The organism is Colwellia sp. MT41, assembly GCF_001444365.1.
Lineage (GTDB): Bacteria > Pseudomonadota > Gammaproteobacteria > Enterobacterales > Alteromonadaceae > Colwellia > Colwellia marinimaniae.
On sequence record NZ_CP013145.1, the window covers coordinates 4,285,702 to 4,310,671 of the forward strand.

Genomic DNA, 24,970 nt, shown 5'->3' on the forward strand with positions numbered 1-24,970 from the left:
AACAATTAGCTACAACAGAGCCGAAAAAGAAGACAGCTAATACCGCTGACCGATAGGCAAGATAAGGCCTGTGAGGTTATTGGCTTATCAGCAAGAACTTTACAGCGTTGGCGTATTGATGGAACTATTGGTGAAGATAAAAGACCAACAGCTATTAGGCCAGAGCCGATGAACAAGCTAAGTGCAAAAGAGCGATAAGCAGTTATTGACGTTTGTAATGTGGAAGAGTTTGCCTCATTGCCACCAAGCCAGATAGTACCCATACTGGCAGACAGAGGTGAATATATTGCTTCTGAGTCGAGCTTTTATCGCCTATTAAAAGCGGAGAACATGCTGCATCACAGAGGTAAAGCTAAACCGAGAAATAGCCATAAAAGGCCAACGAGTTATACTGCTAAAAAGCCCAAAGAAGTATGGAGTTGGGATATCAGTTATATGCCAACAACTGTGATAGGGCAACACTATTACCTGTATATGATTGAAGATATTTACAGCCGTAAAGTCGTTGGTTGGGAAGTTCACACCAACGAAACAGGTGAGCAAGCGGCAGCGTTATTAGAGCGTAGTGTTTGGAGCGAGAAATGTTTAAAAACAGACTTAGTATTGCACTCGGATAATGGTGCGCCCATGAAAAGTTTGACGATGCGAGCCAAGATGTATGATTTAGGTGTTGTTACCTCGCGAAGTCGCCCAAGGGTAAGTAATGATAATCCGTACTCAGAAGCACTGTTTAGAACGGTTAAGTACCATCCTAGCTGGCCTGGTAAAGGTTTTAAATCTTTAGATGAGGCACGTAAGTGGGTAAAGAAGTTCGTTTACTGGTACAACAATGAACATCGCCATAGTCGGATCAGGTTTGTCACGCCAAACCAAAGGCACGAAGGGCTTGATGTAGAAATATTAGCGAAACGAAAAGCGTTGTATCAGGAAAAAAGAAATGAGCATCCAGAGCGATGGTCAAAAAGTGAAAGAAACTTGCGTATTTCGGATGGACCGATCACTTTTTTTCACTCTCTTTTTCATAGTTAATATTTATACCTAGTGATCGGATAGAGTCAAATTTTTTTTCTTTGTGAGTCTCCATTAAGATCAATTTTGTAGCTATTATGGATCAACCTATCAAGTAGCGCATCGGCAATTGTGGGATTGCTTATCAGTTGATGCCACTCTTTAACGGGCACTTGGCTAGCAATAATAGTGCTGTTAACTTGATAACGATCTTCAATAACCTCAAGCAATTCGCTGGCCTGTCGAGCGGTCATTTTTTCTAGCCCCCAGTCATCTAAGATCAACAGTTCAACCTTACTTAATTGATTCATCAACAGCGTGTAACTACCGTCAACTCGTGCCGCGATGAGTGCATCAAGTAGCCGCCCTAAACGATAATATCTCACTCGGTATTGTTGGCGACATCCTTGCTCGCCAAGCGCACAAGCTAAATAGGTTTTGCCACAGCCTGTTTTGCCGGTGATAAGTATATTTTGCTTTAATTGCAGGTAGTTGCCACCGATGAGTGGTGCAATCTCACTCTTTATCAAGCCTCGTTCAATGCTGTAGTTAAGCTTTTCTGGTGGCGCATCAAGGCGAAAATTTGCTTGCTTTCGTAAACGCTTTACTCGCGCATTTTCACGTTCAATGAGTTCATGATCTAGTAGCAGAGTCAGTCTTTCTTCAAACCCTAATTCATTAAACGTAGTCGGTTGTTGACGTTGTAATTCAAGCGCATTAGCGAATGGACTAAGTCGTAAACTACGCAGTTGTTCGATGACAATATCATTCATGTTGTTTTCCTCAGTTGTAGTACTTTGAACCACGGATATTTTGGTGTTTTATCGGCTCGTTTGACTCTTGGCTTTGCTCAAGAGCAACATTTTCTCGTTTGTTTTCAAGGAGGTTTTTTACGGTAAATCGGTCTGGCCTTTCTAACAGCAATGCGCTTTGGCAAGCTTGCTCTAAACGAGCCTCTGTATATTTCCTCGCTAAACTAAGTAAACCTAAACAGGCTCGGTAGGCTTGCTCTGGATGCGTTTTGCTATTAAGTTGGTGCTCAACGACACTACGAGTGCCACACCCAATGCTTTTTCCCCAACTAAGCAAGCGCTGTGGTGACCACTGCTGTTTTTGATGCGCTAACGGCATATGCTCTGCTATGGTCGTGAATCCACCTTCCTTATGGCTTCTAGGATGTTGGGCAATACATTGTCCTTTGAAGTAAATTCTTATCATGCGAACGGTTGCTTGCGTATCAACACGCTCACCGCTATAAATATGCGGTACCGAGTAAGCATGCTTTTTATAAAGCACATGATAATCAATGCCGACTTTGGCGTGATGGTGGTCAACATATTCATAGGGATATTGAGGAAGTGGCTTTAATGCTGGACGGTCAAGTTGCTCAAATAAGCTTTCACGGTTGCCCGGTAACTGCCTAAATTTACGTTGATTTAAGTCTTTGAGTAGATATTTTAGTTCGTGATTCAAGCTCGCCAAGGTGTGGAACACTTGATGGCGTATGCGCATTAATATCCATCGTTCAACGATAAGGACGGCATTCTCAGCTTTTGCTTTATCTTTGGGTTTATAGGGTCTTGCTGGCATTATTGCGGTGTTGTAATGACGCGCTAACTTGAGATAATTCTCATTAAGAGTTGGCTCATATCTATCCGCTTTAGTCACCGCACTGCGCAAGTTATCAGGCACTAGCAAATTTGGCACACCACCAAAAAATTCAAACGCACTGACATGTGCCATTAACCAATCTTCTTGTTTTTGACTGGCACTGGCTTCAATAAAGGTGTAGTTCGATGCGCCTAAAGTCGCGACAAATATCTGTGCATTGCGACACTCTCCGGTATCAGGGTTAACGATTGGTACGGTTGGACCACAGTAATCAATGAAGAGTTTATCACCTGCGATATGATGTTGGCGCATGCTGCGTTTAAGCTTTTTCTTCCAGCGTAGATAGTATTCACAAAACTGAGTGTAGGCATAAGCCTTTTCTAGGTACTTTGCTTGATACTCTTGCCACAAAAGAATTTTAGTCATGCCTTTGCGCTTCAGCTCTTTATGCATCAAGGCAAAATCAGGCACTTCTTTCGTTGCTGAAGAGCCTTTACCTGGGAATAAGCGTTGTTCAAGTACGGCCTCGCTAAGATCGTCAGGTAATGGCCAGCTTAACTTTGCATTTTTAAAGCGCGTGAGAATTTCAGAAACAGTGGCAGGGCCAATTTTTAGGCATAAGGCAATGTCCCGATGAGATAGCTTCGCTTCAAATTTTAAACGTAAGACGTCATTTATTTTGCTCATTGGTGTTCTCTTTTTTCGCATGTTATTCCCCAAAACCATTTGTTGTGATTAATAGAGAGTAACTTATTGATGAAAAACGAAAAAGAGAGGCGTTTCGGACAACCGATCACCTATTTCGGAAATAGTTCCAAAACGATCGGTTCAAAGCGAAAGGAGTGATCGGTTAATCCCGAAATCAATGATCGGATAATACCGAAACGGGTGATCGGTTCAGGCCGAAGCATGCAAAACTGGCAGCCAATAGGCGCTGTGGAGCTAAATCCAGAGCAATACAAAGAAGCTGCTTAACAATTTAGGCGACAACTGCCTTGAAAAACACCGCTATTATGCCCTTAGGAAGAAACTCAGCTTGTCGTCAGGCAACTTTGTTCGCGCCAAAATAACACAACAGGTGGAACTTATTGAAGAGCAAACTTTCATAACAGTTACCGTGGGTAAAGCAAATATCAGTTTACCGGCATCAACCTCGGTTACTTACTTAAGCCAATTATTACGCGAGCTTATTGTATGAAGATGTTTATTGAGCCATCAGCCGTTTTCTTATATCGAGATTTTGTCGACTTTCGCAAAGCAATAAATGGGCTTGCTGCACTGGTTGAAGATGAACTAAATCGGTGTTTTTCCAGATAGTTGGCACTGTTTACCCTAATTTTGTTAAGCGACTTCTTTTTGTTCGTTTTTTATACTTTCCTTTTCTGGATTCAATGATACTGAGCCTGCTGGCTCGCAATTCCTGATCTTTCTCGACCACCGTAGTGGGTTTGCTTCTTTTGCTTTTTCGAGTACTAATTCTCTCTTACTTAAAATAACCTTGTCTTCACCTCGATGCCGTTGCCCTGGTGTAACGAAGTTTATTTTACTGTGCCGATGTTTGTTATTGTACCAATCAACAATATTTTGCACCCAATCTCTAGCGACTTCTAAATTAGCAAAGCCTGAAGATGGCCATTCAGGGCGATATTTTAAGGTTCTCAATAGCGCTTCTGAATAAGGATTATCATCGCTTACCCTTGGTCTGCTGTATGATGGTAATACGCCAAGCTCTTCCATTTTAGCCTTCATTGTTTGAGCTTTCATCGGCGCACCATTGTCAGAATGCAAAACCAATGGGCTATTAAGACATTGTTCGCGTAACATGCATCGCTGTAATAAATTTCCTGCTCGCTTGCCACATTCCTGCTCATAGACTTCATAACCCACAATTTTTCTACTATAAATATCTTCGAACAAATACAGGTAATAAAACCGCCCTTTAACGGTTGAAGCCAAGTAGGTAATATCCCAAGACCACACTTCGTTCGCCTTGTGTGCCGTATAACTCGTTGGTTTACCTACACGCTTTGGCGCATGACTACGGCCTCGGTGATGCAGCTGGTCTGCTTGCTTTAATACGCGGTAAAAGCTCGATTCGGAGCCGTGATAGATACCCTCATCCAATAAAATAGGCACGATTTGCGAAGGCGGTAAATTTGCGTATTCTGCCTCATTACACGTCGCTAAAATAGTTTTCCGTTCTGCTTTGCTTAATTTATTACTTGGCTCAGGGCGCTTAGCGTCGGGCCGCTTATCTACCGTGATCTCTTTACCACAAAACCAGCGACGGTAGGTTCTCAAGCTGAACTCCGTTTCCACGCAGGCAGCATGAATGCTGCACCCGTCTTTCATTGCTGCTTGAATGAGGGTAACGAGCGTCAGCCTTTCATCGGGAGGCGTTAATCGTCCTCTGCTTATTCCCCGTAAAAGGCCTTGAGCTTTTTTCGCAGCACCAATAAAGCGGCAGTTTCTGCCAATGCTTTTTCTTTATATCTCAGGTCTTTTTTCAGTGATTTAATTTCCGCTTTATCTTCTTTCGCTTGCTGCTTTATCGTTTTGTTTTGTTGTTCATTACTCTGAAAGCCTTGAATACATTGCTGCTTCCATTGCTTTACCTGATCAATGAATAATCCTTTTGTTCGACAATACTTGCCTAATTCTGATTCAGATAAGGAGGCCGTTTCAACAACAACCGCGAACTTCATTTCATGTGACCATTGATCTGGTGTTGATTTCTTACCTGGCACTGGCTGACCCTTTCTCTTGCTTGATTAGTAAGCGCGAAATTAGCCCCACATACCAATATAAATCAAGGCTGTGCATAATTACTTCAGCACATTAACATGAGGTAATTATGAAGAAACGGCAAAAAACCAACCATTGGCAAAATATCTTTGAGCAGCACAAAAATAGTGGTTTAAGTATCATGAAATTTTGCCGCGACAATAACGTTAACACCTCCACTTTCTACGCCTGGCGTAAACGTCTTTCTGGCGAAACACTCGCCGTTAAACCGCAACAAGTGATCCCCTTGGTTATTCATGAGCAGCTCTTTACTCAATCCTCAATGATTAAATTGACCACGCCGCAGGGTTACCAACTAGAGTTTGAGTCGACACTCGCGCACCAAACGTTAGCACAACTACTGAAGGTACTGTGATGCACTCCCCAACATCGGTGTTCCTCGTCACAGGGTCTACCGACATGAGAAAATCAATTAATGGTCTTAGCATTATTGTCAGTGAGTCCTTATTACTTGATCCTTTGAGTCAAGCTTGGTTTGTTTTTTGTAATAAACAACGCGATAAATTAAAAATTTTATTTTGGGATACCAACGGTTTCTGGCTCTATTATCGCCGCTTAGAGCAAGGGCGATTTCAGTGGCCAAAACAGAGCGAAGTACTGTCAGCAATTAGCATTGAACAACGGCAGTTGCAATGGTTGTTATCCGGGTTACCGGTCAATAATAAAACGCGACACCAGACTTTATCCGGGCTATCGGTGATTTAAATAGGCCGGATCGTTTTTATCACCTTGAACGATCTTGCCCGTGTGTCATGCTATGCCAATGACTGAACAGACTCAACTAGCCGAACTCCAAAAGCAACTTGCTCGCATGCAAGCGCAGATTGATGCCTTGCACGAAGATAAAGTTGAAATGCAAACACGCATAGACCATTTACTGGCTGAACTCAAATTAAGACAATCACAAAAATACGGCCGAAAAAGTGAAAAAGCCCCACGGGGCACCTTCAACGAAGCCGAGCAGCATAAAACGACTGAGCCGCCAAAACATCATAAAAAAGGCAAACAAACACTGGCGGAGCATTTTGAACGAGAAGTGATTGAGCACACCTTGACGAGTCTTGATTGTCCGTGCTGCGGTGAACAAATGCATCATTGTGGCAGTGAAGACAGTAAGCAAATTAAAATCAGTCCAGCCAAAATTAGCGTGATTAAACACAAGCAATTTAAGTATGCGTGCAGAAGCTGTGAGCACGAGCAACTGACAAATAAAATAATAACGGCCCCTAAACCAAAGGCTCTGTTGTAGCTAATTGTTGTCTATACTTATAAATAAGACTTAACTGATTGAAGGTACTAGCAATGAAGACTAAATCATTTGTAAGTAAGCTTAATCTAATCACGAAAGCACTTTTCTCTATGACACCGGCGCAAAGAGAGGTAGTTCACCAGTCAATTCAAGCATTAGACACTGAAATTAGTACGGATGAGTTAATTCAGCCACTTTTCGATGCGCTATCTCAATGCCCACACTGCCATTCTATCCATTTAAAAAAATGGGGGAAGTCTGGTTCAATACAAAGGTATCGTTGTAAAGGTTGCTTAAAAACCTTTAATAATAAGACGAGTACACCACTGGCGAAACTACGTAAAAGTTATTTATGGGAAGAATATGCACGTTGTATGGTGCTGAAATTAACCTTAAGAGAAGCCGCTAATATTTGTCATATTAACCTTAGAACAGCCTTTCTATGGCGTCACCGTTTTTTGAGTGCTCAATCAGGAAAAAATCACGATAAATTATCTGGCATTATTGAAGTTGATGAGTTTTTCCTTGCCTACTCAGAAAAAGGCTCGAACACATTAACAAAGCAAACTAAACCCAGAAAACGGGGTGGTAATATTGATAAAAGAACTAGAAAAGGACAGGTCACAGTACTTTTATCTATTGATCGCAGTAACCATATGATTAATCCGATATTATCGGCTGATACAACGGCAGAAATAGCCGCTAATTTAGCTCCTAACATTACTGAGAACTCGGTATTATGCAGTGATGGCTCATGGTCATATGTGACGATAGCCAAGCAAAAAAATTGTGACCATAAGCGACTAATAAATGGTAAGGAGAGAGTCATAGATAAGGTTTACCATATCCAGACCGTGAACGGTGCAATAGCCCACTTTAAGGGTTGGGTTAACGGGAAAATGAAAGGAGTAGCCACAAAGTATTTATCGAATTACCTTGCTTGGTTTAGGGAAAGTAATGCAAAGCTTAATAAACAGGAAATATTAATCGCTGCCTATGGGTGACAACAGTGTTCTACAACAGAGCCAAACCAAAACAGCCTATTCCGGGTAGCATGGCAAGTCCTGAAGCATTAGCCGCGGTGGTTACCGCCAAATACTGCGATGCACTCCCTCTTTACCGACAAGTTGATATTTTTGGACGAGGGGGGTTAAGTTTATCGCGAGGAACGCTGGCCAATTGGTGCATTAAAGCCGGTAATCTTATCAAGCCATTAGTGAAAGCGATGCAAAAACACTTGCTTAGCGAGTACAGTTTATGCGCGGATGAAACGCGTGTACAAGTCTTAGATGAAGGTGATAATCCAAGTAGCAACTCACAAATGTGGGTGTATCGTAGCAATGAAGTCAGTGAGCAAGTCGTGGTTATTTACGACTATCAGGCTGGGCTTGTGCAGAGGAATTCCTCGCGGGCTATCAAGGTCACTTACAGTGCGACGGTTACAGTGTTTATGACGGTCTTGAAGGTATTACTCCTGTTGGCTGTTGGGCACATGCCAGACGTAAATACGATGAAGCATTAAAAGCCGGATCTAAAAACAAAGGTCGTGCGCATAAAGCCATTAGTTTTATCAGCCAATTATATAAACTGGAAACCGGAGCCAAAAACAAAAAGTTATCACCCCAAGCTCGCTATCAACTGCGACAAGAAAAAGCCCTGCCGATTTTAATACAATTCAAAGCATGGCTTGATGAAGCCAGTGAGAAAATAATGCCGGGTAGCTATATTGGCAAAGCAATCAAATATAATCTCAATCAATGGCATAAATTAATTCGCTATGTTGAAGATGGTCATCTAGGGATTGATAATAATATCACCGAGCGTGATATCAGGCCGTTTACCACGGGAAGAAAAAATTGGTTATTCTCAAAATCGGTTCAGGGTGCACAGGCAAGTGCAACACTTTATAGCATCGTGATGACGTGTCGAGCCAATGACATCAATCCTTATTATTACTTCCTGCATTTATTTAAAACGTTACCGAATCGACAAGAGGGTGATGATGATTTTACCGACTTAATGCCGTGGAATGTGCAGCTAGACTTCGATTATAGCTAAGCGCACTGCTTAAATGCGCGCTTACGAATAACTAGACATTTATTGTTCGATTACCACTCCCCGATCTAAAAAAATTTAAATTTTAGGGGTGACAACTATTCTGACACGGGGGGGAAATCGTGATGCCTATACCGGCGCTTTATTCGTTTTTTGCAATAAATCCAAAGACAAACTGAAAATATTGTACTGTGACAAAACAGGCTTTGCACTCTGGCAAAAGCGTTTGGAAAAAAAATTCAAATGGCCAAGCAAAGTTAACGGCAATGAATTTGCGTTAAGCGCTAAGCAACTCGATTGGTTACTCTGTGGCTATGATGTCCTTGGACATCAAGAATTACATTATCAGTCGATGATCTAGTTGCCTGGATACTCACTTAACTCAACTTCCGACAATGTGGATGTTTCGAGCACAGCAGCAAACTTATCTTCACTTGACCACTTATCTGACGAACTAACTTTTGACAATTTTAAACCTGAGACATTGAATTGCTTTTGCCAACTATACAGGGTTGAAATATTTATACCTTCTTGCTCTGCAAACTTTCTGACCGACAAGTCCATTTGACTGAGCTTGTTTAATACTGCTTCTTTAAATTGACTTGAATACCTTTGATAATCCACTAACTCAAACTTACCGCACCCTGTTTATTTATAAAATCAATTGAGGCGACAACAACTCTGACACAGGGGGCTCTTTCTAAATCAAAAACTAACTAGTAATGTTTACCGTTGGCTATCCCTTTTTAAACCACTGTAACACACGACTTATGTGTGAATTAAAATAAGAACGAATTAGAAAATTATAAGCTACAAGTAAAGGAAGTCCACATGTTATGGATTTATCAATATACTTTTTACTTTTTTTATAATTATTATGATTCTGAATAGCAAAATCATAATATCTTTTTTTATAGATCTCACGATATTCTTTTTTAGAAATTCTGGCTTCACCTTTTACGTGCTTATCTAACATATTTAAAATAACTACTGCAGGATCAATTTCACCTACTTTCATTAAACTCCCATCATAATCAAAGTAGTGAACTAAAACTTCCTCAACTATAGCAACGGAACCTTCTTTAGCTATCTTAATCCACAAATCTAAGTCTTCCGCAATTTTGTATTTTTGATCAAAACCACCAAATTTTAATGCTAAGTCTGTTTTTGTAACTACCGTAGGTGTAGGCATGAAATTATACTTCAACAATGTGATCCACGCATGAGTACCAGTAACAGGAGGTTTGTTTATATGCCCTCTTTTTAAGGCTTTTCCTGATGGGGATACCTGTAAACAGTCACAAGACACTAAGACACAATTAGGAGTCAATTTGAATACTTCTAATTGCTTTTGTAGTTTCAAAGGCAGCCAAATATCATCTGCATCTAAAAATGCCACATATTCGCCTTTAGCAATCGAAATACCTCTATTCCGCGTAGCGGAAACACCAATATTTACTTCATTATCCAATACTATAATGTTTTTATATTTATCAGCTAAATAGTTCGCTATTTCTAAAGTTTTGTCTGAACTCTTATCATTAATTATTATGACTTCATTATCAATACCTTGCTCTAAGGTAGATAAGAAGGCTCTTTTTAGTGTTTTTTCTGCATTAAATGCTGGGATAATTACACTAACATTATTCTTCAACATCAAATAAGTCTCTTCTTGCAATTATACCGCTTTAAATTTCCACAGTGCAGCTTGGTAAGCCTTAGTAAACTTGCCATAAATGGAATTACTTACCATTTGTGTTTTATATAAAGGAATCGAGTTATTACAAAATTTGTCTTTAAATGCTGTTTCACCCAAACCAAGATCTATACAATGAATATTTTCTGAATAACTTTTTTCTATTATCTTGAAAAGCAGTTGTTTACCTGGTGAGTACTTGTTTACTTCATTATTATGAACTGGAAACCAATAATGAAATATACCATTTGCTTCCACTCCAAAGTGAGAAGCAAGCCATTTATCTCCTGCATTTAGTACTGAAAGGACAGGCGTTATATTAGCCAACCCACCTTTAAAAAGAGTACGTAACATTTCTTTTGTCCAATCCTTTTCTAGGGGGTTTTTAACACCCATTTGCTTATATTGAGCTATTTTTTTATTTATCAAATGCTCAAATTCCCTCTGATCAATTGATTTGTAGGTAAAATTTATTGGACCAAAATCGCGTTCTGCCATCCTTTCAAGTCTTTTTACATCATTATAATATTTTTTGTTTCGTTTTTTAAATTCATCAAAATAAGTGTCAGAATCGCCACTTAGAATGATTTGAGAAGAATCTTCTTGATAAAAATATCCTTCTTCAACATTTAACCTTTGACATTGTTTAGGGACATGATCTAAAAACAAATAACTCAAAGGAAGGCTTGCTACATCTATATTAAAAGCTATATTAGAAGAAATAATAGCACCAGAATAATCTGACAATTGCCCGCCAACTCGCCTTGCTAAGCCTAATATTTTTGCAATTATTGAATCATATTGAAATGGGAGTATAAACACTACACTTTTGTTAACGTAGCCTAAAATCACTTCAACTAAATTCCCTGTATCATTTGCAACTTTAGCGAAGTCATATTGGTAAAAAGGTGACGAAAAATGGGTAGAAGAAGATGTTAATTCACTCCATTCATGTATTTCTAAAAAAGTCATTTCATTGAGTTTTTTTCTTGCAAAAATTATTTCATGCATTGCATATCAACCTCAGTTTTTTTTGTACGATAAAAAAGAAAAAACGATAGTTTTTTTGATGAAAAGCAATTGTTTTCTTTACAATTTTCGGCAGAAAGATGAATTCTTCCAAACAATTTTTTTCCGTCTACTAATAAGTTAATAATGCTCTGACTAGAAAACAGTGTTTGATAACCTGCACATATACTTTCCTGTATAACTTGTGTATTCACTCCACCATGTGGAAAAGAAATACTAGTTACTTTTTGTTTACAAATTTTCTCTAAAGATTTTTTCGATTCAGACAATTCTTTCTGTAATTCAGACTGTGATAACAAACTCAATTTCGAATGTGTTTTGCCATGTGATGAGAGGCTAAAACCTTGAGATTGCATTTTAATAAGTTCGTCACTATTAAGCATCATTTTTTGTGCCAATGGAAATAAAGTAGGTAATAATTTGATTAAATTATTACGTTTCTCTACATTGTTTTCAATTTCAAAAATAGCTTCTGATAGTGAATTAACCTTAAGTTCTAACTTAGTTAACAATTCATCAAATAATAAAAGATCTAATTTGGCAAGTATTGTTAGTTGCTCTTGCCATAGAAATGCATGGTTATCTATACAATCAGAAACCTGATGAATAACTGCAGGTACTTTATGCAACTTAACTATCGGCAAAGCATAACCATAATTATCAGCCCAACCGTCATCAAATGTTAATAGTAATGCTCTATCTGGCAATATGCCCTGACCACTTTGCCAACTTTGTAATTGTTGTAAACTAATAAAATTATAATACTTTTTCGCAAAGACTATTATGGAATCTAATAGTTCAGGTGATATTGTCCATTCTAAATCCGCACCTTGCTCTAAGGCCTGTTTATCAGGAAGGACTCTGTGCAACATTATAATAGTTAGTGTTTTTTTATTACGAAATTGATGAAATATGCGCATCAAACCTATTTTAAAGAACAACCACTTAATTATCTCTTTCATAGCCCCTACATTCAATAAAGTCACCTTGGGATTTATAATTCGCAATAATACTCTTAAGAAAGGATAAACTATTATTGCCCGTTAAACTTATTCTTGGTATTTGCATAGGATCTGAGCCAGCTTCAAAATAACCAGGTGATGTTGTAACAACATATTTAACCCCTGATTCTGATAAGATATCGAGGTGCTCATCACTAAAGTCGAGTTTTGGTTTTCCATTGGGGATAGCAAACTCCAATGGAAAAACTTGAGTTATTTTATGTAAATCCTCGAGGTTATCTATTATTTCTTTTTTTGCGACAACTGTACTTTCCTTTGACAAAATAGGATGATTTACAGTGTGCCCGCCTATTGACATACCGCTTATTTGTAACTCTATTACTTCTTTAACACCGAGCATTCGAGGCTGTGCAGAAATAGTCATATCTTCTAATAAGTTAATTTTATTTATTATTACATTCCGTTTTTCTAAACATAAATATTTGAATATCCTCTCCATATAAGCGTAATCCACCGATTTTTTGCTTTTAGCATCCGCAATTTTTATTAACTCATGACACAATTTTTTCCAATTTGATATCGAAGATCGCTTATAAAATAATAATAACAAATCATTCCATAACAAACTATTTCCGAAGTGTTTACTGGTAATGAAGAATGAAGCTTTGATATCCAAACTAGTTAGTAAAGGTAATATATATTGATAATGAGAATAATAACCATCATCAAAAGTCAAACACGCTGTAGGTTTCTTTAATAAGCCTTTCCTGCATAAATCAACCCCCTCAGCCAGTGGTAAGATATCAAAATATTTATGAATCCAATATATTTGATTCTTTACTTTTCCAAACAGAGAAGAAGATTCAGTAAAGTCAGACTTGCCCTCATATACATCATGAAAGCTAAAAACTAATAATTTACTATATGGTGCTTTGCCAAATGCTTTTTTTATTAAAAATTTAATAACAATATTTAACACGAGACCTCGCTTTCTTTTTTTGAAACATACATTATGCAATGAGAAAGAGCAATTAAAGCAAATAGCAAATCATAATATGCAATACTAAGAGCTGCCCCGCCTGCACAAAAAGCTATAAGTGAAAGCTGTACCATTTGAGACATATATTTAAGATCAGGAGAGAGGTTCTCCATTTTATTCGCAGACGAGAACTTAAAAAAGGCAGAAGTTAGAATTGCAATGTATAATAAAAAACCTACTATTCCCTGATCACCCAAAACTTGGAAATAGATACTATGTGCTGCTTTCGCAAAAGGTGCTACGTAGCTACTAGTATCAATAATATAATCTAATGTATTTAAATCAGGCTCATAGATTTTCCATACTAAGATGTTTTCACATGCCTTAAAACCTGCACCGAAAAATGGATTATCTAGCGCTATTAATGTATTTATTTTCCACGCAGCGAATCTCCCCAACATTGATGCATCTTCTCCCATGTTTTCGATAGTATTCATTCGATTAAGCCAATCTTCAGAAACTAAAAAACTACCGATCAAAACAAGAAATGTCATTACAAAAGAAACTCGGATTTTTCTTTTGCTTTTTAAGAAAAAATATCCTGAAACCACTATCAGCGCAACGATTCCTCCTCTAGAACTTGAGCCAATGATAGAGACAATATTAAGGATTATGACACATACTAATCCTATTTTTAGTATCTTATTAGAGGTTATCGAATATAAATATATAGCAATGGGAATAGACGCATTCAATGCTACAGCTAATTCATTTCTATCTTGTAAGCGACTCCCAGGAATCCCTTCTAATTTATGACTACCTGCTGTAATTATAAACTTGAGTCCTTCACCCGCGCCAAAATAAGCAGCAGACAAAACAATAGCCCATAAAAACACATTTAAATGATGCTTAGTTTTTAACGTAGTAATGCATACCAGATAAAAGATAATAATTTTCATGAACAGATTCCATTCATGCCATACTCTATCTGGATTAGAAATAGTTATAATACTAGAAATTGTCGTCCAACAAAAAAATATAACTACTAATATTGTAATACTAGATATTTCTGTTTTTAATTTGTTTTTTTGAAATAGATAAGAAACGATGGTAACAATAGCTATGATTAAATTAAATCTAATGTTTGATGCTAGCCCCCAAACCCAACCATTAGGAAAGAACAATGCACTCCACATCCATAATGAAGTGCCAATAAATGGGCGACGAAAAACAAAATAAAGAAGTACCGGAAACGCAATTAAGAGAAGAATATCGCGCACTTTATTTGTCGTCCTTATCATTCTTAACTGCCCAATAACACAAATATGTTATTGAAATTATATTCACTAAAAATAATAAGCTATCCACAAGAAGTAAACCTTTTTGTTATGCTAAACAAGATCATTTTTCATTTGACCTGATTAATACTTCAAAGTTATTAACTATTTTTTCAGCATTCGCAGCCCAAATCAAACCTAAATCGGCGATTGTTTTTGCTGAGTTTTCACAAATACTCTCTTTCAGTGGTACGTCATTAATTAATAACTCCACTTGTTCGGTCATTGAGCTGATATCTGTGGCATCAAAGAGTAAACCATTGTGCTTATCCTTAATAAGCTCCTTAATATTTTCAGTATCCGGTGCAACTATTGCCAAGCCCTTACCAAAATATTCAATCATTTTCAAAGGTGAAGCCCAAGGGGTCACTGCAGGTTGTAAAGCTATATCCATTTGATCTAACCAATAAGGCATATCTTTCCTTGAGACTAAGCCTGTCGCTTCAAACTGGCTGTCAAAATCAAGTTGCTTAGCTTTTTCTTTTAACTCATTAATGACAGGACCATCACCTATTAATAGGAAAAAAAGATCCGTTCTTTTAAGCTTCGAAAGTAACTCCATCACTTGATCTAATTTATGCCACTCACGACAAAAACCAACAAAACCAATAACCAGCTTGTTTTTATACTTCTCTGCTCGGTTATCTTTATTCTGCACCTTAAAAACATCTGTATCGACACCATTATGGGTGACAGATATTTTTTCTTTCGCTACGCCCGCTTCAAGAAGGTAACCAGCTAATACTTTAGTAACAGGCAAACATAAATCAGCTTGTCGCCACACATAATATTCACTCCATTTAGCAAGCCAGTCTATTTTAATACCACTATATTCTGAACGTTCAATATATAGTGGAGAATTAACTTCAAGAATAAAGGGTAACTTAAATAATTTTTTAGCCCATATCCCCGATGGCAGGTATAAATTACAGCGTTCATAAATACAATCAGGCTTATGTTTAACAATTGCCTTAACAAGTTTAAAAAAATCATAGAAACAATAAATACACTCTAGTAACTCAGCTATAAAAGCAGGTAATTTACTGCGGAGTTTTGAAACCCAACCGCCATCACTACCAAAATCACTTTCTTGGGCAACATTAGGGGCTACCATGATAATTTCATGGCCTTGCTTAATTAATTGTTTGGTGATTTCTTCAATATGAACAAATTGACCGTCTTTTGAAGCAATTCGATGGTGATATAAAATTTTCATTACTGTTCTATAATCCGTTTAAAAATATTGTATTGTCCTGTAGACGTAGAGTGCCAATCAAATTTCTCTGCGTACTCTCGGGTCAGCTTTCTGTCAGGTAAATTATTTAACAGCTGATTTAACCCCTCTTGTATCGAGTGACTATCACGCTCTACCAATATACCAGCAACCTCAGAGGCAACAACCTCTGGTGTACCCCAAACCCGTGTCGCTACAACAGGTGTACCTGAAGCCATAGACTCAAGTAATACATTCGCCCAGCCTTCTCTGCTAGATGCCAACACAGTAACGTCTGCGGCTTTAAACCATTTATTTAATTCTTGTTGAGATAAAGAACCTAAAAATTTAACTTGTTTCTCTAAACCCAATTTTTTCACTAACTTTTCTAATTTTTTACTATCTGGCCCATCGCCGGCAATGGCTAACGTTACATTAGTTAACTTTTTTAATGCCTCTATAACCAAGTAGTGTCCTTTACGCTCAATGAGCCAGCCAACAGATATAACTAATTGAGTATCAATACCTAATTCTTTTTTAAGAATACCTTGTTCAACTTCTGTGGAAGCAGCGAATAAGTTAAGGTCGACCCCGTTTCGAAGTACGGTGATTTCTTCTTCTTTGGCTCCCAACATTAACATCTCATCTTTTAACGCCTGACATACTGTCATTAAATGAGCCGCACATTTAAAAACTTGTTGGATCATTCCCCTTGCTTTGGCTTGTTGAGGTATCAAATTAATATCTGTGCCGCGTGCAGTGCAAGTAAAAGGAATGCTAAATTCCTTGGCTACTTGGGCAATGGCAACACCATCAGGATAAAAATAATGCCCATCAATTACATCAAATTGTTGCCCTTGCTTTATTAATTGTTTAAGTTTTCTTTTTATCGCTAAACTCATAAAAAAAGGTGTTAAATACATACCAATTTTTGGTAAAACAAGATATTTAGGATGATGAATCTCAACACCATGTCTTACTTCTTGAGAAACAACACCTGAAAATTTTGCATATTCGCCAAAACGTTTATCAGAAAAGGGAAACCAAGGTACTGGCGCAATAACCGTGGTATTAATTTCAGGATAATCAGCAATTAGATGACGAACTCTTGTTTCGACGAACACTCCGTGTTTAGGATCTTTATTATTAGGATATAAAGTAGAAATCGTTAATATATTCATTTAGCGGACTCTCGTTCGATAAACAACCCTAACATCATTAGTGTCCAAAGAGAGTCTGCATGGTTTTTTTTATTCGCTAAATGATCTTCTAGCATGATGTTAATTTTTTCTGATTGAAAAATACCTGTAGCCATAAATGCCTCAGATGTTATTAAAGAGCGAAGTTTGTCTTTCAACGGCCCTCTTAGCCATTCAGCCAAAGGAACACTAAAGCCCATTTTTTTACGGTAAAGGTTATCGTGCGGTACATGAGATTCAAGCTGTTTTTTCAGTGCCGCTTTTCCTTCTCCTTTATACAAGTTAGCACTTGAAGGGACCTTAAATGCCCACTCAATAAATTGGTGATCTAAAAATGGTACTCTTACTTCTAACCCATGTGCCATACTCGCTCGATCCACCTTAGTATTAATATCACCGGTAATCCAAGTTTTATAATCCAGATATTGTACTTCTTTTAACGGGTCATCAAATGACTTGCCTTTAAGTAACCTTTTAAACACTTCGCCTGAGTTATAGCCGTTTAATTTATCCAAAAACCTTTTACTATATAAATTTTCTCTTTCATCAACTCTTAGCTTACTCATACTATTTAAGTATGCTTCACTGCTTGAAAGCGCAAGTGATTGAAAAGTTGTTTTTGCTCGTAAAAATTGCGGCGCCCAGTCAAGTTTTGGATATAATTTTCCTAAGACACTAAAAATAGGTTTTCTAATTGATAAGGGGATTTTATCGCGTAACGCTTGCTCGGCCATATGTAAACGGTAACGTCTATAACCAGCAAATAATTCATCTCCACCATCGCCAGATAAAGCTACAGTGACATGCTTACGCGCAAGTTCACATACACGATATGTGGGTAATGCGGAACTATCAGCATAGGGTTCGTCATAAATATCTATAAGTTTGTCAATTAAGTCAAAATCTTCATGGTTTACCATTTCAACGTTATGGTTGGTTTGGTATCTATCGGCAACAAGTTTTGCAAAATCAGTTTCGTTAAATTCTGGAACATCAAACCCTATAGAACAGGTATTAACCGGTGTACTTTGCAATTGAGACATCATTGCGACTATAGCACCTGAATCAACACCACCAGATAAAAAGGCACCTAATGGTACTTCGGCTTCCATTCTAATCTCTACAGCTTCTTTTAAGCGTTCAATAAGTTCTTCTTCTATCTCTTGTGATGATAGAGTTTCATTAGCTTGCCAAGGTAGGTCCCAGTATTGTATTGGTATCAATTCCTTAGAGTTTTCATTTTGTTTTAAATGAAGGTAATAGCCAGCTTCTAATTTAAAAACATCTGAAAAAATAGTCTTAGGATCGGGGATATAACCAAAGGTTAGGTAATCCTCAATCGATTCTGGATTAATAGTGTTAGGACATAACGGATGTTGACGTAATACTTTTAGCTCAGAGCCAAAAATAACCGAGCCGTTACTAAGCAAACTATAATGCAGGGGTTTTACCCCTAAGCGATCACGGGCTACAAAAAGCTCTTTTTTAATACTATCCCATAAAATAAAGGCAAACATGCCTCTAAAATGATGAACACAGTCTACGCCCCACTCTTGCCATGCATGTACAATGGTTTCTGTATCGCTGTGTGTTTGAAAATTATAACCTAACGCTGTTAACTCTTTAGCAAGATCATGATGATTAAAAATTTCACCATTAAAAACAACTACAACACTTTTATCTGCATTATATAATGGCTGATGGCCGCCAGCTAAATCGATAACAGAAAGTCTTCTATGGCCTAAGCCAATACCCGGTTTAATATGATAACCCTGACCATTAGGCCCACGGTGGGCTTGTGCGTTATTCATTGATTTAAGCAACTCGCTATCAATAACAAAGTCACTATCAAAACTAAATATTCCACTTATACCGCACATTAACTTTTTCCTAATAATTCTTGGTAAAGGCGTAAATATTCGCTTACCATTTTTTGTTCAGAGAAGTGCTTAAAAATGTAACTTCTTGCACTTCTACCATGCAGTTTAATCAACTTGCTATTATTGATATATTTTTCCATCGCTGAACTTAACGCTTCAGCATTTTGTTTTTCGACTAAATATCCTGTCTCATCATCAGTAACAAGTTCAGCTAAACCACCAACATTGGTGGAGATCACAGGAAGACTAGACGCCATAGCCTCTAATACGGTCATAGGAATGCCTTCAGCAATTGATGACAATACAAATACATCCGAATTTGACAGTAACTCCGCAATGTTGCTTCTTGCTCCAGTAAATTCAATTAAAGATGAAATACCTAAACCTTCAGCTAAGACTATTAGCGCCTGCATCTCATTTCCATCACCAACGACAGTAAGATAAATATCGTTCACGGTTAGTTTTTTTCGTTGAACGAGTATCGCGAAAGCTTTCAGTAATCCCACTTGATTTTTTACAGGGTCGAGTCGAGCTACATGAATAAAACGAACTTGATGCTCATTATCTTCTTGATGATTACGAAGGTGATGGAATTCATCAATATTAATTCCATTACGGATCAATACATTTTTTTTGTTTGATACCCCAACGGTTACATCTAACCATTGGTGAAGATCAGTTGATACTGGTACAAAATAATCAACAAAAGGGGATATTAATTGACGTAATAAATTATGCTTTTTATTTAACCCTTGTGGATCACTATTATCTCTACCATGTTCGGCATGAATATGGGCTTTGACTCCGGCTAATCGTGAAATAGGGTGATATTCAATTGTCGCTAAATTATAGGTATGTAAAAGGTCAGGCTTTATTTTTCTTAATAATTTTAATAACCGCCAGTGACTTTTTAAATCTTTTCCAGATTTTTTATCTAACTGGTACACTTTAACAGAATCGTTAAGGTGTTTAGCAAAGTCTGATACTTCAGTAAGCGCAATAACGATATGTTGATAACCTTCATTCTGCATAGCATTAATGCAATTAACCATAACACGCTCTAGACCTCCAATATCAAACCGATAAATTAGATGGGCAATTACAGGCTTCGAATTATTCACCTATTTCTCCAATACTTTAAGTTTAGTGAATGCATCAAGTAAATCAGCTTCAACTTGTAGTAAATCACTATTGTCCGAAACTGAAACAACGATAATTTCACTAGTATCAATCAATTGAAATAAGCTATTAAATGCTTGCGCTATTTTAATTTTAGCCGTTGATATTTCAATATAATCACCTGCTTTATACTGATAAATATAACTGCGTGAAAGTCCGTTTATATTTCTTAAATGAACAATTTCAACTTTGCTGTTATTTATTAATTTCTGCTTAGTTTCTATAACTGTCCATGCTTTATGATTGTGTAAATTATTTTCAAAGCTAATCATTTCACCCTGAGTCTGCTTATTACCGTACACCGCTTTAAAAACTTCAACACCCTGATTATTGATTAGATGGCTTCTTTGCAAACCATCCTTGAATGTTATCCCCCAGTTTGATGCATTTATTTTGTTAAAATTCATTTTCTCAACTAATGCATTTGTTGGAATATCAGGCCTAGGTATTACGTTAATACTATTAAAAACAAATGCGGTACCAATAATCATAGCTAAAGCAATAATAGGTGTACTTACTTTACGCCAAGTAAAATTAGATGATTCATCTTGAATTATCACTATTGAATTTTTGGAGTCACTCTTTTCATGATCAGCAAAAAAACCACCAATCCAAAACATAAACATGATGACTAAACCAAAAAATAGCCAACCATAAATCAAATGGTCGACGCCGGTGGCGTATTCCATATCAGAATAGTAGGCAATAGCCACTATGCCGTATGCTCGTAAGCCATTGGCTAAAATAGGTAAGGTCAAAGCAAAAGCAAAAAAGATGATTTGTTTATAGATTTTTTGATAGGTTAAGTAACCATATAAAGCGCCAACCGCCGCGGAGGCTATTAAGTAGCGAATACCCGAGCAAGCAACGGCGACCTCAAACATACCTGTGGGTATTTGAATATATAAGCCATCAACGTAAACCGGTATGCCATTTAACTTTAAAAAGAACACGGTAAACCAGGCCGTTACATCTTGCAGCCAGGGGATAAGGTTTTCCCCCATAGGCACAGCAAAAAGAAGATAAGCCAGTGGAAATTTGTAGCGCCATGCAAGCTGATTACCTACCAAGGCCCACACTAAAAAGATTAGCGAAGTAACCGCAGATAATTGACTCAAGACATTAATATCTGCCGCATAAGCAAATAGACCGACAAACAAGGAGACTGCCAGCAAAGGTAAAGGCAGCCAACTTGCCTGCACAGTACTTTTTAGCAAGTTTTCTTTATCTTGCCATAAAAGCCATAAGCTAATCGGTAGAATAAAGTAGCCATGGGCAAAAGTATCCGATCTTGACCATATTACTTCCATCCCCATTAAAGCATCTTGATAAACCAGAGCCCAAGCAAGAATGAGTAAGGTAAAAATCACCAAAAAACGATTATCAGTAATCTTCATCAATGACTTTCCTTAGTTGAAAAATAATTCATTAATGGTTGCAAAGTCTGCTGCCAGGTAAAGTGCGCTAAAATCCATTCTCTATTGGTTAATGCCTTTGGCGGCTCACTTAGTAAGGCTAAACAGGCTTGTGCGTAAGTATTACTATCATCGGTGATTATTACCCCCGTTGATTGCTCGGCATTGATACCTACCATCGCCATCGTTGTTACCACTATGGCTTTATTAAGCGACATGGCTTCTAATACTTTATTTTGAATGCCACGGGCAATTTGCAATGGCGCAACCACACATTGAGCTTGCTCGATAAAAGGTCTGACATCATGTACTCGGCCAGTAACGACAATACCTTTGTTGTTAGCTAAGGCACTCACTTCTCGACTTGGATTACCACCAACAATACAAAAAACAGCATCGGGTTGCTTGGCTAAAATTAATGGCCAAACCTGTTCAACAAACCATAACACCGCATCGATATTAGCCCAATAATCCATGGCGCCGGTAAAACTAATAAAGGGTACATCTGGCACCAAGCTTTCTTTTGAAAAATCAGCGCCAGGATCAAAAAACTTAACATCGACACCGTTAAGAACGCCGTGTACCTTGGTTTGTTGGGCTTGTGGCTGATTATCACGAAAGAGTTTTGCTTCATCGGCAGAGACAAACAAGCTATGGGTAAATTGTGCACAAATAGCATTTTCTTCTCGTGCCAATAATTTATATTCACGATTAAAAAACCATTTAGCAATACCTGACTTTTTCTCGGCATATTGACGCCACTTATCGGAGTCGACATCAACAAAATCGATAACTCGCTCTAATGAGTTATATTCATCGCCCAGACCGCCGCTTTTGCTTTGCACGTACTGCGCCATAGAAGATGAGTAAACAAACACCTTACGAATTTTATGCTCAGCAAGGGTTCGATTGCTCCATTGCTGCATACGTTTATCAAAATAATAGGGTAAGGTAATTGCTTTGTTGGTTAAGAATCCCGTTAAACCTTTAATTTTCGCTATGGTTTTATGCTGATCTAAATAAAAAACCGACGCACAGTATTTCGCTAAAGTACCCACATATTGTTTATCAAAGGCATCATCAATAAAACAGCCAAGATGGATATCATAGTGTTCACTTAACTTTTTCAAAATATTAAATGAACGGATCTTATCGCCTTTATTGGGCGGAAAAGGAATACGGTGACAGAGATACAATAATGGTTCTTTGTTGTTACTTTTATTGCTGTTTGAAAAGTTAATTTGATCAGACATTAGTAAACAACCTCAAGCCAAAGAGATATAGACTCCCGACTAAGTGACTTCGGGAATGACGGAGTCGATAACGATAAACCGAGCGCGATTAAGGCCGAACCTACAAATAAGGTTAAATAAAACATCTCCATTAACCCAAAAACTTAGATAAAAAGGGACCAATGATTTGGCTAACTTTTAACGGTAGTTTTTGCCAGAGCTGAATAAACATCTTGTATTTTGGATTGTTTGGGCTGAGATTTGGTAATTCAGTCGCATTCACTAAGTGGTAATAGTAATACAGCGACTTGGGCTGCATGCCCCAGTTTTTCTTATATTTGTACGGACCACTGTCATTTTTACTGCGGCCAAAGTCATACCAACGGTAACCTCTTTCGCTGGCTTTACACATCACTTGGTAATACATGAAATCAGCACTTTTAAGGCCGCGGGCACTAGCATTACCACCACCATAATAAGGCAATACTTGTTCATTAAAATAAAAATTCATTACTGCACTAGATAGCTGTTCTTCTTTATTTTTAATAACCGCGATATCAACGTTATCGCCAAACACCTCTACCAAGTTTTCAAAATAAGCTTTACTAAAAATAGGTGTGCCTAGGTTGCGATAACTGGTTGACAGTAGCTGGTAGAAATCCGTTAAATTGGCCTTACCTGACTCAAGCGAAAAGCTGAGTTCATTTTTTAACGAGTGGCGGATCACCGCCCGTTGTTTTTTCTTTATACTGGCTAGAATTTGTTCCTTGTCTTCGGCTAATTCACAGCCAAAACTACTATGCGCTTGTTTAAGTAACAAGGCTGAATCTTGTTTTTCTTGGTATCTCAGTTCTAAATAATCAACAGAGAGTTTTTCGGCTAACTGACAAGCTTCTTGTTCTAATTGTCGAACCAATTCAGGGGTATCAGCAATGGCGCCACCATAAACACAAAAAGGCGTAGAAATCAGCGCATGACCAAATAATTTACTGTTAACTTCTACTAAAGGTAAAACACCAGCAATTTTACCGTCATGCTCGATATACAAAAAGTAACAATCGTGATTAAAACTTTTTGAGATAACCTGCTGCCAACCACTTAAATGAAAAAAGCTACCTTGTGAGTGCTTTTTAACATAGTGATCCCACTGTTCAAAGTCAGCTGGTGTTAGCTGTTTAATGGCATTATTAGTAATTAAAATAGTATTCAAGTGTCCATTCTCTTTATGTTTAGCTTTATGATTAATTGACCAAAAAAGCATTATCTCCGTTTAGCTATTTATCTAAATAAACACTTTTCATGGTGCCCCATTGGTAATCCTCTAACAAGCGTACTACCTTGGCTTCCATAGTGGATAAGTTTAAGTAATGACGAAGTTTTGATTTAATTGAGGCACCTGCCACACGGGGCTGATCTGGGTCTATTTCCCAAGGGTGAAAGTAAAAGCTATAAGGTTGCTGCTCGGTACTTAAGTAACTATCAATACGCCTTTTTGATAAGAAATAAGGATAAAGACGGAAATAACCGCCGCCACCTATACCAGTATTACGATTATTTTTACGTACCGTCGGCACCGGAATTTCTATAATCCCTTCCGGTCGTTGGTATTTGAAGCGCGGCCAATTAGGTACACCATATAAATCATGCTCAATCGGATAGGTACTCGAGCTATAGTCAAAACCCAACTCAACCAATATTTCATAAACCCAGGTATTACTATCATTAAAGGAGAAACTTGGTGCGCGATAACCAATAACAGCTTGTCCTGAAATATCTTCAAGCACCTGTTTACTTTTACTGACATCAGCGCGAAATTCATCGGGGGTCATTCTCGTCGCCCGTTGGTGATCAAAGCCGTGACTAGCTAACTCGTGCCCTTGCTCAACAATGGCTTTAATTAAATTAGGACAACGCTCAGCCACCCAACCTAAAGTAAAAAAAGTACACTTGGCTTGTTTTTGCTCAAATAGCTCTAATAAGCGATAGGTATTGCGCTCAACTCGCATCTCCAAGTTTTGCCAATCAGACTTAGCAATAGCTTTTTCAAATGCTGAGACATGAAAGTAATCTTCTACATCTACCGTTAACGCTTGTTTATCTGGTATTTTACTTTTTTGCATG

The 24,970-nt window shown here is 37.8% G+C and carries 23 protein-coding genes and 4 pseudogenes; 10 read left to right on the forward strand and 17 right to left on the reverse strand.

From position 1 onward, the window contains the following. Positions 1-24 precede the first annotated feature (24 nt). Positions 25-1,029, forward strand: a pseudogene (locus CMT41_RS18130) (IS3 family transposase); the annotation flags it as partial. Between the two features lie 26 nt (positions 1,030-1,055). Here CMT41_RS18130 and istB read toward each other — a convergent pair. Together istB and istA are read right to left on the reverse strand one after the other, a co-directional pair. Then, the gene (gene istB / locus CMT41_RS18135) at positions 1,056-1,781 is read right to left on the reverse strand and encodes an IS21-like element helper ATPase IstB (RefSeq protein ID WP_058028069.1); all 726 of its coding nucleotides are present in this window, start codon (positions 1,779-1,781) and stop codon (positions 1,056-1,058) included. A gap of 10 nt (positions 1,782-1,791) precedes the next feature. Then, positions 1,792-3,327, reverse strand: a complete 1,536-nt coding sequence (gene istA / locus CMT41_RS18140) for an IS21 family transposase (protein ID WP_058028070.1) — start codon at positions 3,325-3,327, stop codon at positions 1,792-1,794. 328 nt (positions 3,328-3,655) lie between these two features. Here istA and CMT41_RS18145 point away from each other — a divergent pair, with 328 nt between their 5' ends. Then, on the forward strand, positions 3,656-3,817 hold the full coding sequence (locus tag CMT41_RS18145; RefSeq protein ID WP_198149767.1) for a hypothetical protein: 162 nt from the start codon (positions 3,656-3,658) through the stop codon (positions 3,815-3,817). A gap of 143 nt (positions 3,818-3,960) precedes the next feature. On the opposite strand, the pseudogene CMT41_RS18150 reads toward CMT41_RS18145, so the two are convergent. Then, a pseudogene (locus CMT41_RS18150) lies at positions 3,961-5,387 on the reverse strand (IS3 family transposase); the annotation flags it as partial. 86 nt (positions 5,388-5,473) lie between these two features. Between CMT41_RS18150 and tnpA the strand changes: the two are divergent. The 8 genes and pseudogenes from tnpA (at position 5,474) to tnpB (CMT41_RS18190) (ending at position 9,089) form a co-directional block, all read left to right on the forward strand. Then, positions 5,474-5,779 (forward strand): IS66 family insertion sequence element accessory protein TnpA, encoded by a 306-nt coding sequence (gene tnpA / locus CMT41_RS18160; RefSeq protein WP_058028074.1) that lies wholly within the window; start codon positions 5,474-5,476, stop codon positions 5,777-5,779. Beyond that, positions 5,779-6,129: an IS66 family insertion sequence element accessory protein TnpB gene (tnpB, locus tag CMT41_RS18165; protein WP_058028075.1), complete on the forward strand. Its 351-nt coding sequence runs from the start codon at positions 5,779-5,781 to the stop codon at positions 6,127-6,129. The genes tnpA and tnpB (CMT41_RS18165) overlap by 1 nt, the downstream gene beginning before the upstream one ends. Positions 6,130-6,187: 58 nt before the next feature. Continuing rightward, complete coding sequence (locus CMT41_RS18840; protein ID WP_083494331.1) at positions 6,188-6,673, forward strand: IS66 family transposase zinc-finger binding domain-containing protein; 486 nt, start codon at positions 6,188-6,190, stop codon at positions 6,671-6,673. A 53-nt stretch (positions 6,674-6,726) separates the two neighbouring features. Next, the gene (locus CMT41_RS18175) at positions 6,727-7,677 is read left to right on the forward strand and encodes an IS1595 family transposase (protein WP_058028076.1); all 951 of its coding nucleotides are present in this window, start codon (positions 6,727-6,729) and stop codon (positions 7,675-7,677) included. 50 nt (positions 7,678-7,727) lie between these two features. Beyond that, a complete protein-coding gene (locus tag CMT41_RS19820; protein WP_335338162.1) occupies positions 7,728-8,195 on the forward strand; it encodes an IS66 family transposase in 468 nt (155 codons plus the stop codon). Continuing rightward, positions 8,120-8,590 (forward strand): annotated as a pseudogene (locus CMT41_RS19825) (IS66 family transposase); the annotation flags it as partial. The gene CMT41_RS19820 and the pseudogene CMT41_RS19825, both read left to right, overlap by 76 nt. Further along, a complete protein-coding gene (locus CMT41_RS19650; protein ID WP_232300078.1) occupies positions 8,591-8,731 on the forward strand; it encodes a transposase domain-containing protein in 141 nt (46 codons plus the stop codon). 88 nt (positions 8,732-8,819) lie between these two features. After that, complete coding sequence (gene tnpB / locus CMT41_RS18190; protein ID WP_198149769.1) at positions 8,820-9,089, forward strand: IS66 family insertion sequence element accessory protein TnpB; 270 nt, start codon at positions 8,820-8,822, stop codon at positions 9,087-9,089. 8 nt (positions 9,090-9,097) lie between these two features. Here the strand turns inward: tnpB (CMT41_RS18190) and CMT41_RS18195 are convergent. The 14 genes and pseudogenes from CMT41_RS18195 to CMT41_RS18260 form a co-directional block, all read right to left on the reverse strand. Then, positions 9,098-9,352, reverse strand: a pseudogene (locus tag CMT41_RS18195) (transposase); the annotation flags it as partial. A 112-nt stretch (positions 9,353-9,464) separates the two neighbouring features. Then, on the reverse strand, positions 9,465-10,406 hold the full coding sequence (locus tag CMT41_RS18200) for a glycosyltransferase family 2 protein (protein WP_157466401.1): 942 nt from the start codon (positions 10,404-10,406) through the stop codon (positions 9,465-9,467). After that, positions 10,407-11,435 carry a GNAT family N-acetyltransferase gene (locus CMT41_RS18205; protein ID WP_058028080.1) on the reverse strand — a complete coding sequence of 343 codons (1,029 nt, stop codon included), beginning with the start codon at positions 11,433-11,435 and terminating at the stop codon, positions 10,407-10,409. After that, positions 11,423-12,415: a polysaccharide deacetylase family protein gene (locus tag CMT41_RS18210; RefSeq protein WP_058028081.1), complete on the reverse strand. Its 993-nt coding sequence runs from the start codon at positions 12,413-12,415 to the stop codon at positions 11,423-11,425. Before CMT41_RS18210 ends, CMT41_RS18205 begins: the two co-directional genes overlap by 13 nt. Next, positions 12,399-13,394 (reverse strand): polysaccharide deacetylase family protein, encoded by a 996-nt coding sequence (locus tag CMT41_RS18215; RefSeq protein WP_058028082.1) that lies wholly within the window; start codon positions 13,392-13,394, stop codon positions 12,399-12,401. The genes CMT41_RS18210 and CMT41_RS18215 overlap by 17 nt, the downstream gene beginning before the upstream one ends. Then, on the reverse strand, positions 13,388-14,674 hold the full coding sequence (locus CMT41_RS18220; RefSeq protein ID WP_198149770.1) for a putative O-glycosylation ligase, exosortase A system-associated: 1,287 nt from the start codon (positions 14,672-14,674) through the stop codon (positions 13,388-13,390). The genes CMT41_RS18215 and CMT41_RS18220 overlap by 7 nt, the downstream gene beginning before the upstream one ends. A 121-nt stretch (positions 14,675-14,795) precedes the next feature. Next, the gene (locus CMT41_RS18225; RefSeq protein ID WP_058028084.1) at positions 14,796-15,947 is read right to left on the reverse strand and encodes a glycosyltransferase family 4 protein; all 1,152 of its coding nucleotides are present in this window, start codon (positions 15,945-15,947) and stop codon (positions 14,796-14,798) included. After that, positions 15,947-17,125 carry a glycosyltransferase gene (locus tag CMT41_RS18230; protein ID WP_058028085.1) on the reverse strand — a complete coding sequence of 393 codons (1,179 nt, stop codon included), beginning with the start codon at positions 17,123-17,125 and terminating at the stop codon, positions 15,947-15,949. Before CMT41_RS18230 ends, CMT41_RS18225 begins: the two co-directional genes overlap by 1 nt. Continuing rightward, positions 17,122-19,023 carry an XrtA/PEP-CTERM system amidotransferase gene (locus CMT41_RS18235; RefSeq protein WP_058028086.1) on the reverse strand — a complete coding sequence of 634 codons (1,902 nt, stop codon included), beginning with the start codon at positions 19,021-19,023 and terminating at the stop codon, positions 17,122-17,124. The genes CMT41_RS18230 and CMT41_RS18235 overlap by 4 nt, the downstream gene beginning before the upstream one ends. Next, complete coding sequence (locus tag CMT41_RS18240) at positions 19,023-20,144, reverse strand: TIGR03088 family PEP-CTERM/XrtA system glycosyltransferase (RefSeq protein ID WP_058028087.1); 1,122 nt, start codon at positions 20,142-20,144, stop codon at positions 19,023-19,025. Before CMT41_RS18240 ends, CMT41_RS18235 begins: the two co-directional genes overlap by 1 nt. Then, on the reverse strand, positions 20,145-21,599 hold the full coding sequence (gene xrtA, locus CMT41_RS18245; RefSeq protein ID WP_058028088.1) for an exosortase A: 1,455 nt from the start codon (positions 21,597-21,599) through the stop codon (positions 20,145-20,147). Next, entirely contained in the window at positions 21,599-22,870 is a 1,272-nt protein-coding gene (locus CMT41_RS18250; protein WP_058028089.1) for a TIGR03087 family PEP-CTERM/XrtA system glycosyltransferase, read from the reverse strand. Before CMT41_RS18250 ends, xrtA begins: the two co-directional genes overlap by 1 nt. A 130-nt stretch (positions 22,871-23,000) precedes the next feature. Further along, positions 23,001-24,059 carry a FemAB family XrtA/PEP-CTERM system-associated protein gene (locus tag CMT41_RS18255; protein ID WP_232299987.1) on the reverse strand — a complete coding sequence of 353 codons (1,059 nt, stop codon included), beginning with the start codon at positions 24,057-24,059 and terminating at the stop codon, positions 23,001-23,003. Between the two features lie 64 nt (positions 24,060-24,123). Then, the gene (locus tag CMT41_RS18260; protein WP_058028090.1) at positions 24,124-24,969 is read right to left on the reverse strand and encodes an XrtA system polysaccharide deacetylase; all 846 of its coding nucleotides are present in this window, start codon (positions 24,967-24,969) and stop codon (positions 24,124-24,126) included. Between the last annotated feature and the right edge of the window lies 1 nt (position 24,970).

What these genes read in the sequence shown, in the direction of transcription:
- istB (WP_058028069.1), bottom strand. Translation starts at nt 1,781, where the DNA reads ATGAATGATATTGTCATCGAACAACTGCGTAGTTTACGACTTAGTCCA.
- istA (WP_058028070.1), bottom strand. Translation starts at nt 3,327, where the DNA reads ATGCGAAAAAAGAGAACACCAATGAGCAAAATAAATGACGTCTTACGT.
- tnpA (WP_058028074.1), top strand. Translation starts at nt 5,474, where the DNA reads ATGAAGAAACGGCAAAAAACCAACCATTGGCAAAATATCTTTGAGCAG.
- tnpB (WP_058028075.1), top strand. Translation starts at nt 5,779, where the DNA reads ATGCACTCCCCAACATCGGTGTTCCTCGTCACAGGGTCTACCGACATG.
- CMT41_RS18840 (WP_083494331.1), top strand. Translation starts at nt 6,188, where the DNA reads ATGACTGAACAGACTCAACTAGCCGAACTCCAAAAGCAACTTGCTCGC.
- CMT41_RS18175 (WP_058028076.1), top strand. Translation starts at nt 6,727, where the DNA reads ATGAAGACTAAATCATTTGTAAGTAAGCTTAATCTAATCACGAAAGCA.
- CMT41_RS19820 (WP_335338162.1), top strand. Translation starts at nt 7,728, where the DNA reads ATGGCAAGTCCTGAAGCATTAGCCGCGGTGGTTACCGCCAAATACTGC.
- CMT41_RS19650 (WP_232300078.1), top strand. Translation starts at nt 8,591, where the DNA reads ATGACGTGTCGAGCCAATGACATCAATCCTTATTATTACTTCCTGCAT.
- CMT41_RS18205 (WP_058028080.1), bottom strand. Translation starts at nt 11,435, where the DNA reads ATGCATGAAATAATTTTTGCAAGAAAAAAACTCAATGAAATGACTTTT.
- CMT41_RS18210 (WP_058028081.1), bottom strand. Translation starts at nt 12,415, where the DNA reads ATGAAAGAGATAATTAAGTGGTTGTTCTTTAAAATAGGTTTGATGCGC.
- CMT41_RS18225 (WP_058028084.1), bottom strand. Translation starts at nt 15,947, where the DNA reads ATGAAAATTTTATATCACCATCGAATTGCTTCAAAAGACGGTCAATTT.
- CMT41_RS18230 (WP_058028085.1), bottom strand. Translation starts at nt 17,125, where the DNA reads ATGAATATATTAACGATTTCTACTTTATATCCTAATAATAAAGATCCT.
- CMT41_RS18235 (WP_058028086.1), bottom strand. Translation starts at nt 19,023, where the DNA reads ATGTGCGGTATAAGTGGAATATTTAGTTTTGATAGTGACTTTGTTATT.
- xrtA (WP_058028088.1), bottom strand. Translation starts at nt 21,599, where the DNA reads ATGAAGATTACTGATAATCGTTTTTTGGTGATTTTTACCTTACTCATT.
- CMT41_RS18250 (WP_058028089.1), bottom strand. Translation starts at nt 22,870, where the DNA reads ATGTCTGATCAAATTAACTTTTCAAACAGCAATAAAAGTAACAACAAA.
- CMT41_RS18260 (WP_058028090.1), bottom strand. Translation starts at nt 24,969, where the DNA reads ATGCAAAAAAGTAAAATACCAGATAAACAAGCGTTAACGGTAGATGTA.